19 protein-coding genes are annotated in these 14209 nt (G+C 53.6%); 6 read left to right on the top strand and 13 right to left on the bottom strand.

Features of this window, described 5'->3' with window-relative positions; genetic code table 11:
• Positions 1-5 precede the first annotated feature (5 nt).
• Together BMW31_RS05495 and BMW31_RS05490 are read left to right on the top strand one after the other, a co-directional pair.
• The gene (locus tag BMW31_RS05495) at positions 6-1340 is read left to right on the top strand and encodes a phage portal protein family protein (RefSeq protein ID WP_091822212.1); all 1335 of its coding nucleotides are present in this window, start codon (positions 6-8) and stop codon (positions 1338-1340) included.
• Positions 1341-1462: 122 nt separating this feature from the next.
• Positions 1463-2647, top strand: a complete 1185-nt coding sequence (locus BMW31_RS05490; RefSeq protein ID WP_255404833.1) for a phage head morphogenesis protein — start codon at positions 1463-1465, stop codon at positions 2645-2647.
• A 151-nt stretch (positions 2648-2798) separates the two neighbouring features.
• On the opposite strand, the gene BMW31_RS05485 is transcribed toward BMW31_RS05490, so the two are convergent.
• The 13 genes from BMW31_RS05485 to BMW31_RS05420 form a co-directional block, all read right to left on the bottom strand.
• Positions 2799-3296 (bottom strand): hypothetical protein, encoded by a 498-nt coding sequence (locus tag BMW31_RS05485; RefSeq protein WP_231477595.1) that lies wholly within the window; start codon positions 3294-3296, stop codon positions 2799-2801.
• Complete coding sequence (locus tag BMW31_RS05480) at positions 3293-3853, bottom strand: phage virion morphogenesis family protein (protein ID WP_091822208.1); 561 nt, start codon at positions 3851-3853, stop codon at positions 3293-3295. The genes BMW31_RS05485 and BMW31_RS05480 overlap by 4 nt, the downstream gene beginning before the upstream one ends.
• Complete coding sequence (locus BMW31_RS05475; protein ID WP_091822205.1) at positions 3813-4097, bottom strand: hypothetical protein; 285 nt, start codon at positions 4095-4097, stop codon at positions 3813-3815. The genes BMW31_RS05480 and BMW31_RS05475 overlap by 41 nt, the downstream gene beginning before the upstream one ends.
• 22 nt (positions 4098-4119) lie before the next feature.
• Positions 4120-4302 carry a hypothetical protein gene (locus BMW31_RS05470; RefSeq protein WP_091822202.1) on the bottom strand — a complete coding sequence of 61 codons (183 nt, stop codon included), beginning with the start codon at positions 4300-4302 and terminating at the stop codon, positions 4120-4122.
• A complete protein-coding gene (locus BMW31_RS05465) occupies positions 4299-4865 on the bottom strand; it encodes a host-nuclease inhibitor Gam family protein (protein ID WP_091822199.1) in 567 nt (188 codons plus the stop codon). Before BMW31_RS05465 ends, BMW31_RS05470 begins: the two co-directional genes overlap by 4 nt.
• Positions 4866-4869: 4 nt before the next feature.
• Positions 4870-5412: a hypothetical protein gene (locus tag BMW31_RS05460; RefSeq protein WP_255404832.1), complete on the bottom strand. Its 543-nt coding sequence runs from the start codon at positions 5410-5412 to the stop codon at positions 4870-4872.
• On the bottom strand, positions 5370-5669 hold the full coding sequence (locus BMW31_RS05455) for a hypothetical protein (RefSeq protein WP_091822196.1): 300 nt from the start codon (positions 5667-5669) through the stop codon (positions 5370-5372). Before BMW31_RS05455 ends, BMW31_RS05460 begins: the two co-directional genes overlap by 43 nt.
• An 82-nt stretch (positions 5670-5751) precedes the next feature.
• Positions 5752-6042 carry a hypothetical protein gene (locus BMW31_RS05450; RefSeq protein WP_091822193.1) on the bottom strand — a complete coding sequence of 97 codons (291 nt, stop codon included), beginning with the start codon at positions 6040-6042 and terminating at the stop codon, positions 5752-5754.
• A 686-nt stretch (positions 6043-6728) separates the two neighbouring features.
• Positions 6729-7352: a P-loop NTPase family protein gene (locus BMW31_RS05440; RefSeq protein ID WP_091822190.1), complete on the bottom strand. Its 624-nt coding sequence runs from the start codon at positions 7350-7352 to the stop codon at positions 6729-6731.
• Between the two features lie 2 nt (positions 7353-7354).
• Complete coding sequence (locus BMW31_RS05435; RefSeq protein ID WP_091822187.1) at positions 7355-7591, bottom strand: hypothetical protein; 237 nt, start codon at positions 7589-7591, stop codon at positions 7355-7357.
• Positions 7592-7595: 4 nt separating this feature from the next.
• Entirely contained in the window at positions 7596-8471 is an 876-nt protein-coding gene (locus BMW31_RS05430; RefSeq protein ID WP_091822184.1) for an AAA family ATPase, read from the bottom strand.
• A gap of 26 nt (positions 8472-8497) precedes the next feature.
• Complete coding sequence (locus tag BMW31_RS05425; RefSeq protein ID WP_091822181.1) at positions 8498-10495, bottom strand: hypothetical protein; 1998 nt, start codon at positions 10493-10495, stop codon at positions 8498-8500.
• Positions 10496-10506: 11 nt separating this feature from the next.
• Complete coding sequence (locus BMW31_RS05420) at positions 10507-10872, bottom strand: hypothetical protein (RefSeq protein ID WP_091822494.1); 366 nt, start codon at positions 10870-10872, stop codon at positions 10507-10509.
• Positions 10873-10937: 65 nt separating this feature from the next.
• Here BMW31_RS05420 and BMW31_RS05415 point away from each other — a divergent pair, with 65 nt between their 5' ends.
• From BMW31_RS05415 to BMW31_RS05400, 4 genes are all read left to right on the top strand, one after another.
• Entirely contained in the window at positions 10938-11321 is a 384-nt protein-coding gene (locus tag BMW31_RS05415; protein ID WP_091822178.1) for a hypothetical protein, read from the top strand.
• Between the two features lie 249 nt (positions 11322-11570).
• A complete protein-coding gene (locus BMW31_RS05410; protein ID WP_091822175.1) occupies positions 11571-12338 on the top strand; it encodes a S24 family peptidase in 768 nt (255 codons plus the stop codon).
• 795 nt (positions 12339-13133) lie between these two features.
• A complete protein-coding gene (locus BMW31_RS05405; RefSeq protein ID WP_091822171.1) occupies positions 13134-13442 on the top strand; it encodes a permuted SH3 domain-containing protein in 309 nt (102 codons plus the stop codon).
• A 3-nt stretch (positions 13443-13445) separates the two neighbouring features.
• Positions 13446-14201, top strand: coding sequence for an ABC transporter ATP-binding protein (locus BMW31_RS05400; protein ID WP_091822168.1), 756 nt, complete (start codon positions 13446-13448; stop codon positions 14199-14201).
• The last annotated feature ends 8 nt before the right edge of the window (positions 14202-14209 follow it).

The raw sequence follows: 14209 nt of genomic DNA, 5'->3' as shown, positions 1-14209 counted from the left end.
CTATCATGGGAAAGAACAGAAAACAGGCAGCAAGACCGGCGACTGTGCAGACGCCCTACGGCACACTGCACCTTGCCAAGAAAGATATTGGCCGCTTCAAGAAAACGGTCGTGGAGCTCCAGCGCACCACGGATGCGCTCATACGAAAGGATCTGGGCGACTGGCGTCAGGCATGGCAGCGGGCCATCAATGTGGATAACCCCAACCGGCAGCCTCTCTATGACATCTACCGCGACGTGGACATTGACCTACACCTCTCCGGATGTATCCAGCAGCGTGAGGGCTTCGTCATGGCACGTTCCTTCAAACTCACGGGTGAGAATGGGGAGGAGGACGAGGAGGCTGTGAACTATTTCAACACGGCATGGTTCAAGCAGCTCATGAAATACAGCCTCGATGCCAACTATTGGGGACACTCGCTCATTGAACTGGGGAACATCACCACCGACATCAACGGGCGCATGACCTACGACGGTGTCAAACTGATACCCCGCAAGCATGTCATACCTGAATACGGCAGGATCATCACTGACCTCGGGCAGGACTGGAAGGACGGTCTCGACTACCGTAAGCCGCCACTCGCCGACTGGTACATCGAGGTGGGGCTGCCGGACAGTCTCGGCCTTTATCTCAAGGCGGCCACGCAGACCATATCGAAGAAGAACGCGCTGGCCTTCTGGGACACCTTTGCCGAGATATTCGGAATGCCTATGCGCATCGCACGTACCACCACGCGCGACGACAAGGAACTCGCCAAGATGGAGAAGATGATGTCGGAGATGGGCACTGAGGGCTGGGGCATATTCCAGGAGGGTACGAATATTGAAGTGGTGGAGTCCAGCAAGGGCGATGCCTTCAATGTCTATGACCGGCGCATTGACAGGGCCAATTCCGAACTCTCCAAACTCATCATCGGTCAGACGATGACCATTGAGGACGGTTCCTCGCTCTCGCAGTCCGAGACGCACCTGGAGGTGTTCCAGAACATCATCGAGGCAGACTGTGACACTATCAGGGATATGGTGAACAACCAGCTCCTGCCCATCATGATTCGTCATGGCTTCCCGCTCGCAGGAATACACTTCGACTGGGACTACAGCGTGGACTACACGCCGGAACAGCAGGTGGCCTACGAGCAGCTCGTACTGAACAACTACGAGGTGGACCCTGCCTATTTCGAGGAAAAATACAACATGCCCGTGGGCGAGCGTAGGCAGCAGGTGCCCGTTCTCGCCCCCACAGGTTCCGACGGTGGCGATGAAGACCCCAAGGACAATAAAACGCCCAAGCCTGATAAAAAGAAGCGACAGGAGCAAAGCAAACGCCCTTTTTTCGACTGAGCCCCTCCGACTACGAGGGGCTGCACCAGCGTTATGCACGTCTGCTGGGCAGCAGCCGACTGCAAGCCACTTTCAGCCGTGAGGAGGAAATAAGGAAAGAACTCTCCACGCTCTTTGAGGGAATGATGAAGACGCTCCACAAGGTGGAGGGAGCGCAGTTCCGCATCGAGATACTGGAAGCGCCCAGGATACGGAAGTTCATAGAGGCACATGCCGCGGCGCTGGATACATCTTTCAAGAAGGTGGAGATGTCCGATGCCATGCGCCGTCGCCTGGAACGCTCCAACTATATCTTCTCCGGCATGAAGACCTTCCACGAACTCAACGAGGCGTTCCCGTCGCTCCTTGATGAGAACGGCAATCGAAAGCCGTTCAAACAGTTCTTGAATGACGTTCAAAGGATAGACAAGACCTACAACGCCAATTACCTGCGTGCCGAGTACAACTTCGTGCAGGCCTCGGCGCAGATGGCGGCCAAGTGGGAAGGCTTCATGCGCGACGGCGACCGATACAACCTGCAGTACCGCACGGCCGGCGACAAGAAGGTAAGGCCGGAACATGCCGCCCTCGACAGGGTGACGCTACCCATCACCGACCCGTTCTGGGAGGAGTATTACCCGCCCAACGGCTGGAACTGCCGCTGTACCGTCGTACAGGTGCTCAAGTCCAAGTATCCTGCTACGTCGCACGACGAGGCTATGGCACTGGGAGAGGAGGCAACGGGCAAGGACACTAAGGGAATCTTCCATTTCAATGCTGGGCTGGAGCAAAAGGCCGTGCCCGACTACAACCCCTATACCATCAGACGGTGCAACGACTGCGACCTGGCCAAAGGAAAGACAAACCTCGTGTTTATCCCCGACAATGAACTTTGCGCGGTGTGTCGGCTAATTCGTCAGCAACAGGCCGAGAGAACAAACCAAAGGCTCACACCGCAGGAGTTCAGGGAAGCCACAGGCATTGCCAACCGATGGGCTGATGAGCATCTGACGCCAACAGTGATAAATGGCACCCCGGCCAAACGCACGCTGGTGATGACGGCAGACGAGCATGAGATAAAAGTGGGAAAGAAATTCTTTTCAGAAACTGCCGCCAAGAACAAAAGGAATCCCGACTTGGTGCATGTCTTGAAAAGCGCTACGGAATTTGAACAGTGGCTTCCTTTCGCAGAAAGGGTAAGGGTTGAGGATGGTATTGACCACGACTATCAATTCAGCGTTTACACCGTGGAATATCAAGGTCAGACCATCGAGTTCAAGTGTAAACTGACTTCCGGCGAAATCCTCTATACCATGAGGTTTATATAATAAAAAAACGATGCTGTAAATTCCGAAGCCTGCACGTTGAAAACGCCGACATGTGAAATTCCGCATCGTTCTTTCCGCAAATATACGAAAAAATCCGTTACTTCCAAACAAAAGTAGCGGATTTTTTGTCTTTTCGCTCGATTTTCACCATTTACAGGCTTCTGATGGCCACGCACTGGTACATCTCGATGTTTTCGATGATTTCCTCGTGGTTGTGGTTCGTCTGGCTGCCTACAAGGTCAAGTTCCATGAAGGTCTCTCCCTCGGCACAGGCCAATTCCCTGTGAATGGTGTCCAGCAGGTCGAACACACGCAGCCCGTCCTCGCGCAACTCGCTGCCCAGTGAGGTACTGCCCTGCCAGTCGGTCACCACATGCAGGTTCACCTGTGCCTCGGCACGGTATTCCACGCCCGGCTGTATGGCGTTCCAGCGGATGGGCACGAACTCCACGAACACCGCGGGACGCTCCCAGTTCTCCTCCTGCTCGATGAACTCCACGTTGTGGTTCCACAGGTCTATATGTTTCACCAGGCGCTGCGCACCCTCAGGCACGGGCTCGCCCTCGTCCACATACACATGCTGTCCATCCGCCGTTTCATACAGGCGCGACAGGCGCTCACAAATAAGTCCGTACAGTTCCTTTCTCATTTCTCGTTAATCTCAAATTCTAAGTTTATATATTCAGTGATGTTTCTCTCGATGATCTCACGCACGGATTTCTCCACCTCCGGGCTCGTGCCCAGGAAACGGCGGCGGGGTATTCTGATGGTCGTGCCGGCTTTCTTCAGCGCCATGAACTTCCAGAACTCCGACTGCTCGGCTATCACCGCGTTCTGCTTGGTCTTCCGCGTCGTCCCGTCCTTCTTGCGGCTGAATGCTCCTATGGCTTCATAGTACTTCGCCCAGAAGAAACGCTTCATCTTCTTCGTTACCACGATTTCGCAGCCTTCGTTGTGGTACCGGGCATCAGGCTCGGTGGTATAGAAGGTGATGCTGTTCTCTGTTGTCCGGCTCATGATGCTTTTGCGCAGGCGCTCGTTCCTGCCGGCAAGCAGTTTATAGTCCGAGTTTATCGGGCCTTTACGCCGCTCCCACGCCTCGCTGAAAAACGCCTCGCGCTCGAAATTCTGGTCGAACTCGTCCGACATCTCCACACGGATGTCGTTAAGGATGTTTCCTAAAATACGTCGGGTCTCGGGTCTCATCTTCGGGAAATAACAGTTCGGGGAACAAAAAACCTTCTGCTGAAAGCTCCGACAGGTCCTCCACATGGGAGGTTGTCGATGCCTTCAGCAGATTGTAGAAGGTGCGCTCGCTGATGCCGTACTTCGGATAGACATACCGTTTCCATATCTCGCGGTTCGTCAGGCCCGTCTTGATGTAGGTATCGTATATCTGGTTGATGTCGGCAACACGCTTCGCATAGCTCTTTCCTTTCCTCTTGCTCACCTTGCTGGTCAGGTTTATGGGGTTATCGTTTCTCTTTATAAGGACGGATGTCGAGGGTCATCGTGCAGCTCACCATCACCCTGCCGCTGCCCTCGCACTGCGGACAGGGAATGACCGTGGCTCCGTACACGTTCCGCATCAGCCCCGTGCCGTGGCATTCACGGCACAGGGCTACCTTCGGCGATTTGGTCACTTCCTTTTTCATGTTGTCTCCTCCTTCTTCGGTTCTACATAGAAAGCCTCGTCCTGCACCACCTGGATGCCACATACAGCCATCGCCTCCGTCATGCTCACCTCGCGCATGTCGCCGTTGGGAGTGTCGTACACGGCCACTTCTTTCAGGTCACGGTCTGCCAATAGCCTGTCCTTAGCTATCTCCTCAGTCTGGCGAATGTAGGTCATCGGGAGGAACCGCTTCGCCAGTTCCAGCGCGCTTGCCCAGGTAAAGCCTTTCAGCGTCTTCAGCTTCGGCGTGCCCGTGCGGAACCCGATGGTGCCGTGTGCCATGTCCAAGCTCTTCTTCTTCGCAAACAGTTCTGCCTGGTTCTCCGTGGCAAAAGCCTGTAGCGTGTCAAAGGCCTGGTCTCTGTCACCCGTCAGCGTCGCTATCCGGTCGGCATACTTCTCGCGGATCTTCGCACACTGCAGCTCTATGTCCGCATTGATTTTCTGCAGCTGGGCGTCGTTCTTGGCGTAGGTGGCAAACGCCTCGTCGGCCTGCTCACGGCTCACGCCCGTAATAATCACTTTCTTCTTTCTTGTTGCCATTTTGCTAATTCTCTTTTATGTTATACATTGGAAATACAATAAAAGCTCCCTTTCCTTGGCTGGTTTCCCTCCCCTCGGAACCGAAGGTCGCTGTTCGCGAAGCGAGGGAAAGCAATGGGTTGGGGGAGGCAGGATTGGAGGAGGTTTTCTTATTCAGTCCTCCGTGCCGCTCTATTGCTCGCAGCTTCCGCTGCAACGCATCAAGCTCCTCTATGCTCAATCTGGCGAAGGGCTTGCCGCCCACCCGTGGGTTCTGGCAGAAGTTGTCTACCGTGGGCCAGTCCGTGGTGTTCACGCCCAGACGCTGCATCAGCTTCAGGCACAGGCTGCGCTTCTTCCTTATCTCTTCCCTCCACGCAGCCTTTCGCTCGTCGTAACCCGCCACACGTTCCATCTGGTCGCACATTATGCGGTACTCACGTTCGGTGGTCTCGTGCAGGTGTACTGTCCGCCCATTCGTGAACTGCTCCACCAGCGTCTCCTTATCTGCACCCGGCAGGCGCTTCAAGAGACAGTAGAAACGCGCGTAGTTCCGTTCCGCTCCCATAGCTTCTCCTCCTTCCAGTCTTTATAGTTCCGCCGGGCATGGGCTACCGCTTCGGGCAAAGTGCCCTTAAGGTCGCTCACACCGAACAAGGGGATGCCGTTCACACAGGCAAACAGCTCACCGCCATATTCCATTACCTGCACGGCTACCCGTGCCTCTGCGTCCAGCTCTGCCTGGCGCCGGTCCTCAATGCGTGCCGCACGCTCCTCGTGCCACACCTGCAACCGCTTCTTCAACTCCTCAAAAAAATTACTCATACGCTTTTCTTATTTTTATATGTAAATTGTCGTGCAAATGAGCGCAATCAAGCTCGCTTGTTTTGCCGAATGCAGCCGATAATCAATCCGTGATTGAATACGTTTGTACCACTTTCTTGTTACGTTTAATCTGCAGCACCGTCTTCCCTTCATCCGTGACGACGGCTGTTTCTATCTCACTCATCACGGTGATGTCTCGCCGGTTGTAGAACTCCATGATATTCGCGTTCACCAAGTCCTTCAGCCACTGCCAGTCTTCCGGCGTGTCCTCCATGCCGCGGATGCTGTATGCCTGGCTAATCTCCAGCTGCAGCCGCAGCAGCCATTCCGGTTTGTCATTAGGTATCATCGACCTGTATCTCAGTTTTCCCATGTTTCTTGCTTATTTTAAATTGATAATTATGATTAGTATAATTGCAAATTGTCCCGCCAGGCACCCCCCTCCTTCGGAGGGGTTGGGGGAGGTTGCATTTTTTCCGTTGTTAATCCTCGGCGATATCCATGTCCCTCAAAAAGATTTTGAGAACAACCAGTAAAAGAATGATGAAAGGCAGCGCTACAACAGTCCGTATGGCCAGCAAAAAGTCCCGGAGTATCCTCATTGCCCACCTCCTTCGGAAAAAGTTCCCGCCAGGCACCCCCCTCCTTCGGGGGGGTCGGGGGAGGTCGCTGCTTTCCACTCAACTGTTATCACCGCATCGAGCCTGCCGCTGCCCTTGCACATCGGGCATGGAGTCTTTTCATTCTCACCGTATTCGTCCAGCCCCCAGAAAAATCCGTTGCCATGACAATAGCCACATGTATGCCCTTCGCTCACCAGCCGTTCAAGGGTAGCTTTCATTCTTGGTGGGGTGAGCACCACCATTCGGTCAACTTTGCTCATTTCCTTATTCTATTTCTAATTGTACATGAAAATCAAACTCCCGGCACAGGCGTTTCACCTGCCTGATTTTAAAAGGTTCTCCGTCAAACACGAAGTATATCGTCCGTTCACGTGTATGGACCCTCACACCCTTCTTCCGTAACCTGTACAGTAGGTTGTCCCGCTTGCTTGCCATGTCATACTTTGTTTGATGTTCTTAAAATACCTTCTTCCCAAACCACAAAGCTGTTGCCCGCATCGGGATTGAAGCGTCCCTGGCAGTATGCCATGAACCCCACGACCCTCACCTTCACGCCTGCCTTGTAGCGAAGTCTGAGCGCAGGCTTGCCCAGTGGCTGTCCCTTGGCTTCCATGCTGATAAAAATGAAACTCTTCCGTGGAAAGGACTCTATCAGCTTCTTCGTCTCCGGCCATTCCCAGCCGCTCTCCTGGTAGCTGTCCACGATGATGAACTTTGCCGAATGCCGCTTCTTCAGCCTTGCCGTCAGGTCTTCTATCGTGTCCTCCGTCACCACGCGAAACCAGCCCTGGCACTTCTCCATCTCGAAGAGTTTTACTCTTTCCTGGAAACTTTGGCTCACGCCCTCCTCATAACTTAGGTAGAGCACTTGCCCGTAATGGGTCAACTCGCGCGCCAGTTGCATCACGAAACTGCTCTTGCCGGCTGCGCTCGCGCCGCTGATGAACCAGGTGGAGTTCTCCTCAGGCAGGCCGAAGCATTCCGCCCAGCGACCACCCCATGGCAGCGTCTTGTAGGTCTTCGCCGCTATTTCCTTCGGGCTGTATGCGCGCTTTGCCATAACTACTTTTTCAAAACCTCTATTAAGTAATCGGCAGCCACACGAGATACCCACGCCGCACTTCGAAATACATCTCCTGCAGTATTATCACCCTCTAATTTTACCTGTTGGCAGGTTTGGATATAAAGGTCTTTCGCTATCTCATACCGGCGCTGCTCCCAGTCTATCTCATTAGCTTTGGCCATTTCCTTACGCATGCCGATAACGGCTTCCATAGCCTCCATTTCTATTTTTGTCATCACATCAAGCTCCTTTCTTCAGTTTCTCAATTTCCGTATATACACGTCGCAGTCCGCCGCCACTCTTGCGCACGATCTGGCCGATGTCCATCCCCTCGGGGGCATTCACCGTCGCCACCACACGGGCCTGCTCCAGTAGGAATGCCTTGCGGTCTTCTGCCTGGTCGGGTGTCACCTTGCTGTACTTGCCGCCGTAGCGCGAGAATATCTCGGCATAGCCCACCTTCTGGCACTCCACCATGCGGTCTATCTTGGCGCGCAGGCCGTCAGCCCCCATCATGTACCACCCGCAGCACATCTCCGTGGCGTTCCACAGGGCCTTCAGTTCCAGGAAGGCCTCGTACTGCAGGTCGCCGGCCTCGTCGAGCACCACCAGCGGGCGTTCCATCGAGCGCAGGTAATACACCAGGTCTTCGTAGGTGTCCTGGTACTTGCCCGCAGCGTCCACGCCGAACTCCCTGGCTATCTTCCTCACCAGCGCACGCTTCGTTTTCACCTGCGAGCAGTCCACATACACGGCGTTCCTGTGCTCATGCACATACCAGCGTGCCGTGTAGGTCTTGCCGATGTTCGGCAGGTCGCACAGTATCACACTAAGGCTGCGCTCCTGGCATGCCTCCAGCTGAATGCTGATGTACTTGAAGGTCTCGGTCTGTGCGCCTTTCCACTCAATCGTCTCGCGCAGGTTCACGTCCAGCCGCCGGGCGATGCTAACCCAGTTGGCGTCGCTCAGCGTCTTCTCCGTCTGGCCTTTCTTTAGGCCGTTATACACGCTGGCCGATATGCCCAGCGCAGACGCGTGCTTCGCGTCGCTCGGATAGTTCCTGCGGTTGGCGGCTATCGCCTCCAGTATCCGCTGTTTTTGAGTCTCACTAATCATATTCTAATGGCGTTTAATCGTTATTCTTACATATCTGCCAAAGCGTGGCTTGACGCACTGATCCGTGGCAGCGTCGGGGCTTTTGTCTCTTGTGGGGTAACGGCCAGCTCTTTCGGTTCTTCCAGCACTGGTGCCTTCGTGGTCTTCATCACGCCCACCTTGCTGATGGCACGCTCTTTCAGATACTTGTTGAAGTGGCTCACCTTCTTCTGCTGCTTTTCGAACTTCTCCCTGTCCTCGGCTGTCTGCTCGGCCATCACACGGTTGTAGGTCTCCACCTTCTCCACCGTGTCGATGTATCGGTCATCCTGGTAGAGGTATACATCCTGGGGCTGGCCCTCCTCGTTGGGCAGGTAGCACGCCGTTACCTTGTAGTTGTTCGGGGCAAGGCGCTCCAGCACCTCCGGGCCACTCAGCCACCAGTCGCCATAGTTCACGCGCACCGTCGAGTTCCTGCGCACGCTCGTCTCCACGCTCACGCCTATCCAGCGTGCCAGCATGCGGCGGTCAAGTGGCCACAGGTCGGGGTTCACGTTCTCCACGAGCACCTCCCAGCGGGTCTTGCCGGGCCACTTCTTCTGGTCGCTGTGTAGCGAGTGGTTCCATTCCCAGTTGTCCTGCCGGTCATCGGCCACCAGCTCGTCCCAGCTGTAATACTTCTTCTCCTCATAAAGCTCGTTGCTCGCGTCGCTCACCTTCTTCTGCTCAACCCTGCGCTTTCCCTTGCCCCACGGACGCCCGATGCCGGCATGGTTCTTGTGGATGATGCTGGTCTTCTTCGCGCCGTTATAGTGTTCCGCACGCTTCTCCTGGGAGTTCTGCGGGGCGCAGAAGCGAACGAACTCGAATACCACGCCCGGGCTCAGATAGGTGTCGCGCCACTGCGACATCAGGTGGTTCTCCACCTCAATGCCTTTCGGCGTGCCCCAGCCGTTGGCGGCAAGGAGCCGGAACATGTCCCTGAAGCACTCTACCACCAGCGGGGTGTCCTTTTCCCTGGCATAGCTCGCCCCAAGCACGCACTCGCTCACATCATCGTAGGCATAGTAGGCATGTACCCACTTCTTCGTGTCCTTCAGCTTACGACTCAGGTCCACGTCGTCCATCGTAATCTGGCTCAGTGAGTAACGGCCGTTGTGGCGGTGCATGTGCGGTAGCTCCTCGTGCATCAGCGTCACGGGCATCAGCAACCGCTGGTTGATGCGCAGCTTGTTTGCCGGCTGGTTCAGGATGTTGCTGATGGTGCTCTCGCTCAGCACCAGCGGCTCACCGTTCTTGTCCGTGAAGTCGTCGGGGTTGAGCAGCTCGCCCGTATCGAGGTGGAAGATGTCAAGTTCGCCGCAGAGGAACATGTTCCACTGCTCCCACACGGTCGTATTGTAGGGCTTGTTCTCAAGACAGGAGAGGCTCAGCACGGCCTCTTCCACGGCCTTCGTCACCAGACGCTTGTTCTGGTTGCCGAACTTGCCGCTGATAAGGCAGCCGTAACCCTCGCACCTGTACTCGTTCACCTTCTTCCGAAAACGCAGCGTGCTCGTCGGAAGCGTGTGGCCCAGCTCCTTGCGCAAGGCCTCGATAGTGTCCGCCATCTCGTCCCAGTTGTACTTCTCGCCCATCAGCTTCCTCGCCGTTGCGGCACGATTGTATAGCTTGATACACGTGTTCAGCACACTCGCGTTCGTCACATATTCCCTTATCTTCTCGGGATATTGCTGCAGATCCACCCCCGTGTTCTCCTTGTCGCGGAAGAACGCCACGGCCTCCTGGTCCGTCTCGTAGTTCTCCATCACCCACAGCCGCAGGTGGGTCTGTGCGCCGTCGGGATAGAGCTCACGAACCTTGGATTTGAACCTGCTCGGAAGACTGTCTACAGCGACAAGAGCACAACAGCCACTGCCACCACCGCGACGCACCACACGCATCTTGCCGCGTGCCGCTGTCTGCTTGTAGTTGGCGGCACTCATGATGCCACCATTCACCAGCTCTTGGTAGGATACACATAGTCTGCCTTCGTAGTACTCCATCGCACACCTCCTTACAGTTTTGCTGCCCAGTCCTGAATGCCCTGTATATCGCTTGTCATCACGTTGTCGTAATGGCGCACCTTCTCGCCGTGCTTGAACACATCGCACACGGGCTCTTTCTTCGAGAACTCCAGCATAACATCACCCAGATACTGTCTCATATAACCGTCAGCATCATGCAATGTCTCCATCTCCGGAACCTTCACCATCACGATACCCCCACGTTGCAACGCAAGCGAGCGTATCTTCTTCATAAGGTCAGTTCCCTCGTTCAGATCCTCGAAATGTGTAGCGTTGAAAATCGTGCGCTCTGTGACCTCGAACGCTTCTGCAAGAAATTTGCGATCCGCTTTCTGAATGTGAATGTACTTTTTCATAATCTCACTTAGTTTAATTCGTTTATTTTTAATAACTTTATAGCCGAATTTCAAAATAGAACAACATGGATACAGAACTCATTATGCTCAAAGCCCAAGTAGAGGCTTTCCGCAATTATTTCACGTCGCTCTTGCCAACTATCTTTCAAAACGACAAAGAGAAAAACAGTAAGGTTTGGCTTGCTAAATATTGCCTTTGGAAGTTTGAAAGGGACAATCTCGCACCATTCGACTTCGCAGATACGCTTCCGACTCCTGAGAAAGACAGGATAAGTCACCGACGACATCAGCTGCAAGTTCTGATGGACGTAGCCTATATCCAGGGGCGGCTTGAAGAATACGGCATACTAAGAAAAGTAGATTCTTACGCTGCTGCTCAAGCTCAACAAGTCTATCTGCAGTCTGACCACTCTGAGGAAACGATGCTCCCTCTGATTGACGCTCTCTGAGCATCTGCTTGAGACTTTGGGTTACATCAATACTGATTACCACTTCGCCTTTTCTGCCGCCACTGCGGTGGCTGTACTTTTTCGTTGCCATAATTTTTAATCCTTTAAATTCGTTAATCTCGGCCTTTTTTCGTATATTTGGCCGCGCTTCCAAAAGGAATACGTTGCAAAGATAGGATATTTTCTAATACGAACCAAGTGCTTTAGAGATTATTTTCTATCAAAGTGCATTTTAATAGGAAATAGACTATGATATTAGACAGGATTAAGACGTATATCGACTATAAAGGCATTACCGTAGCTGCCTTTGAAAGAAGTGTTGGCATGTCCAATGCCTCCTTTGGAAAGTCTTTGAGAAATAAAGGGGCAATAGGTACCGATAAATTAGAAAATATCCTATCAGTTTATGATGATTTGTCTCCAGAATGGCTTCTTACAGGTAGGGGTGAGATGCTCAAAGTGGCAGAGACAGCAGGGCATCTTGCCGCTGATGGGCGCCCTTCAGGCCCCGTATTCCCCAATAATACCCCAGAAGCTATCCGGATGCCTCATTCTCCTTCCCGCGAGGAGGAAATCGAGGCTCTGCGGCTATTGGGCTTGGATGTTAAGGACATTGACCCCATTCCGTTTGTCTCCACCCAGGTGGCTGCAGGCTTCGGTTCGCCCGACTTCGCAATTAGCAAGAAAGATATTAAAGATTATTATATCATTCCCAAATGGAGAAGGCAGCATGTAGACTTCATCATAGAGGTTACAGGCGATTCTATGCAGCCTAAATACTATCCGGGAGAAGTCATTGGATGCTCTATACTTTACGAGTCCAGGTTCATTCAGTGGAATAAGCCACACGTTATCGCTACTCGCGAACAAGGACTCCTCATAAAAAGACTCATGCCAAGCAATAAGAAAAACTGCCTGACGGCGGTTAGTGACAATAAAGATTATCCCCCATTCGACATACCTCAGGAAGAAATTACCGGTATTGCCATCGTTGTCGGATATGTCGGTTTGGAATAACCCCCCTCAAAAGCCCGACATCCATTCCTCTGCACCATCTTCGGTCTCGCCAGTCTCGTCTAAGGCCCCTCGTGCCACGAAGCGCGCCCCCGTACAACAAAACGCACCCCTCGGGTGGGGTGTCCCCCCCCTAAATGCCCCCTTTCTGCCCTAAATCCCTATATATAATAAGGTGTACCGCCCTCTAAAAGTTGCTCGCAAAGTGTCAGTTTCTTGCATATATCCCCCTTTTTTTGGCTCGTTTCTACCCATGTACATGGGGGGGCTTGGCAAGAGTTTTGTAACCCCACTTTTCTGAAAATGTAACCCCACTTTGTAACCCCACTTGTAACCCCACCTCCTCAAAATCGCCTTTTTCGCCCTTTTGTTACCCCTCCCTCAAACCGCATTTGAAGGTCGTTCCTATGCTATTCTCCCACCGTTCAAATCAGGGCGCATATAAAGCCTCTACACGCCAGAAACGCCCGTGTATAAAGAACTTGCACGTATACCAACAAAAAAGGCCACACGCGTAAGCGTGCAGCCCTATATGTGTAAACCTTCCGTCAGCCTCATGTAAACGAAAAGCCCCTCTATGTAAACCAAAATTAAACCAATGTAAACGTTTCGTTTTGTGGAGCCTCAACCATCAAACTAACCACAACTCTTTGTAAACCAACAACTTCACTCACTTTTCAACCCTCTGTCTTTCTATACGCTTCGTTTTGTGCCCCATACAACGCACCCAATGCCGACCTTAAACTCAAGCCCGGGCTCACTGCCAACGTAACTGTTTACACGCAGGAGAACAACGACGTGCTCAGCATTCCGAGCAAGGCACTGCGCTATACGCCGCAAAAAGAGACCGTGGGTAACCGCAAAATCCAGGATATAAACGGCGCCAAGAACAAAGTGTGGACGGTAGAAGGCAACACGGTGGTGGCCCACCGCGTGAACATAGGCATGACCGACGGCACCCACACGCAAGTACTCAGCGGGCTGAAGGCCGGGCAGGAGGTCATCACGGGCGTGGATGTAAAGAGCAGCGAGGAGCCTACGGCATCGGCCGAGGGCGAAAGAAGTCCCTTTGCACCCGGCCCCCGCAACAGGAACAAAGGAAAGTAAGGCATGGAAAAGGATAAGAGAGCAGTCATTGAACTGCAGGACGTGAAGCGCGACTTCCTTGTAGGTGACGAGACGGTGCACGCGTTGCGCGGCGTGTCCTTTAAAATCTACGAAGGCGAATTCGTTACCATCATGGGCAAATCGGGTTCCGGCAAGTCTACGTTGCTTAACCAGCTGGGCTGTCTCGACACGCCCTCGAGCGGCGAATATTACTTGGATGGCACCTCGGTTCGCACCATGTCGAAGAGCCAGCGGGCCGTACTGCGCAACCGGAAGATAGGCTTCATCTTCCAGAACTACAACCTGCTGCCCAAGACAACGAGCGTTGAGAACGTGGAACTGCCGCTGATGTACAACGCAGAAGTTTCGGCCAGGGAGCGCTTCGACCGCTCGATAGAGGCACTGAAAGCCGTAGGACTGGGCGACCGACTTTACCACAAGTCAAATCAGATGTCGGGAGGACAGATGCAGCGTGTGGCCATTGCCCGCGCTCTGGTAAACAATCCGGCCGTCATTCTGGCCGATGAAGCCACCGGAAACCTCGATACGCGTACCTCGTTTGAGATACTCGTGCTCTTCCAGAAGCTCTATGCCGAGGGTCGCACCATCATTTTCGTGACCCACAACCCCGACATCGCCAACTATTCCAGCCGCAATATCCAGCTGCGCGACGGCCGGGTAATCAGCGATACCTATAACGGCAACATCCAGAGTGCTGCCCAGGGACTGGCTGCCTTGCCGCCTAACAGCGACGAGTAGGCATGCAC

Source organism: Prevotella sp. kh1p2 (assembly GCF_900111525.1).
In the GTDB taxonomy this organism is placed as follows: Bacteria; Bacteroidota; Bacteroidia; order Bacteroidales; family Bacteroidaceae; genus Prevotella.
The sequence above is the reverse complement of the archived record's forward strand: the minus strand, read 5'-3'. Positions and strand labels throughout refer to the sequence as shown.

Bases quoted from the DNA above. Each gene is read 5' to 3' on its own strand.
- BMW31_RS05495 (WP_091822212.1), top strand. From the start codon at position 6: ATGGGAAAGAACAGAAAACAGGCAGCAAGACCGGCGACTGTGCAGACG.
- BMW31_RS05490 (WP_255404833.1), top strand. From the start codon at position 1,463: ATGATGAAGACGCTCCACAAGGTGGAGGGAGCGCAGTTCCGCATCGAG.
- BMW31_RS05485 (WP_231477595.1), bottom strand. From the start codon at position 3,296: ATGAGAAAGGAACTGTACGGACTTATTTGTGAGCGCCTGTCGCGCCTG.
- BMW31_RS05480 (WP_091822208.1), bottom strand. From the start codon at position 3,853: ATGAGACCCGAGACCCGACGTATTTTAGGAAACATCCTTAACGACATC.
- BMW31_RS05470 (WP_091822202.1), bottom strand. From the start codon at position 4,302: ATGAAAAAGGAAGTGACCAAATCGCCGAAGGTAGCCCTGTGCCGTGAA.
- BMW31_RS05465 (WP_091822199.1), bottom strand. From the start codon at position 4,865: ATGGCAACAAGAAAGAAGAAAGTGATTATTACGGGCGTGAGCCGTGAG.
- BMW31_RS05460 (WP_255404832.1), bottom strand. From the start codon at position 5,412: ATGGGAGCGGAACGGAACTACGCGCGTTTCTACTGTCTCTTGAAGCGC.
- BMW31_RS05455 (WP_091822196.1), bottom strand. From the start codon at position 5,669: ATGAGTAATTTTTTTGAGGAGTTGAAGAAGCGGTTGCAGGTGTGGCAC.
- BMW31_RS05450 (WP_091822193.1), bottom strand. From the start codon at position 6,042: ATGGGAAAACTGAGATACAGGTCGATGATACCTAATGACAAACCGGAA.
- BMW31_RS05440 (WP_091822190.1), bottom strand. From the start codon at position 7,352: ATGGCAAAGCGCGCATACAGCCCGAAGGAAATAGCGGCGAAGACCTAC.
- BMW31_RS05435 (WP_091822187.1), bottom strand. From the start codon at position 7,591: ATGACAAAAATAGAAATGGAGGCTATGGAAGCCGTTATCGGCATGCGT.
- BMW31_RS05430 (WP_091822184.1), bottom strand. From the start codon at position 8,471: ATGATTAGTGAGACTCAAAAACAGCGGATACTGGAGGCGATAGCCGCC.
- BMW31_RS05425 (WP_091822181.1), bottom strand. From the start codon at position 10,495: ATGGAGTACTACGAAGGCAGACTATGTGTATCCTACCAAGAGCTGGTG.
- BMW31_RS05420 (WP_091822494.1), bottom strand. From the start codon at position 10,872: ATGAAAAAGTACATTCACATTCAGAAAGCGGATCGCAAATTTCTTGCA.
- BMW31_RS05415 (WP_091822178.1), top strand. From the start codon at position 10,938: ATGGATACAGAACTCATTATGCTCAAAGCCCAAGTAGAGGCTTTCCGC.
- BMW31_RS05410 (WP_091822175.1), top strand. From the start codon at position 11,571: ATGATATTAGACAGGATTAAGACGTATATCGACTATAAAGGCATTACC.
- BMW31_RS05400 (WP_091822168.1), top strand. From the start codon at position 13,446: ATGGAAAAGGATAAGAGAGCAGTCATTGAACTGCAGGACGTGAAGCGC.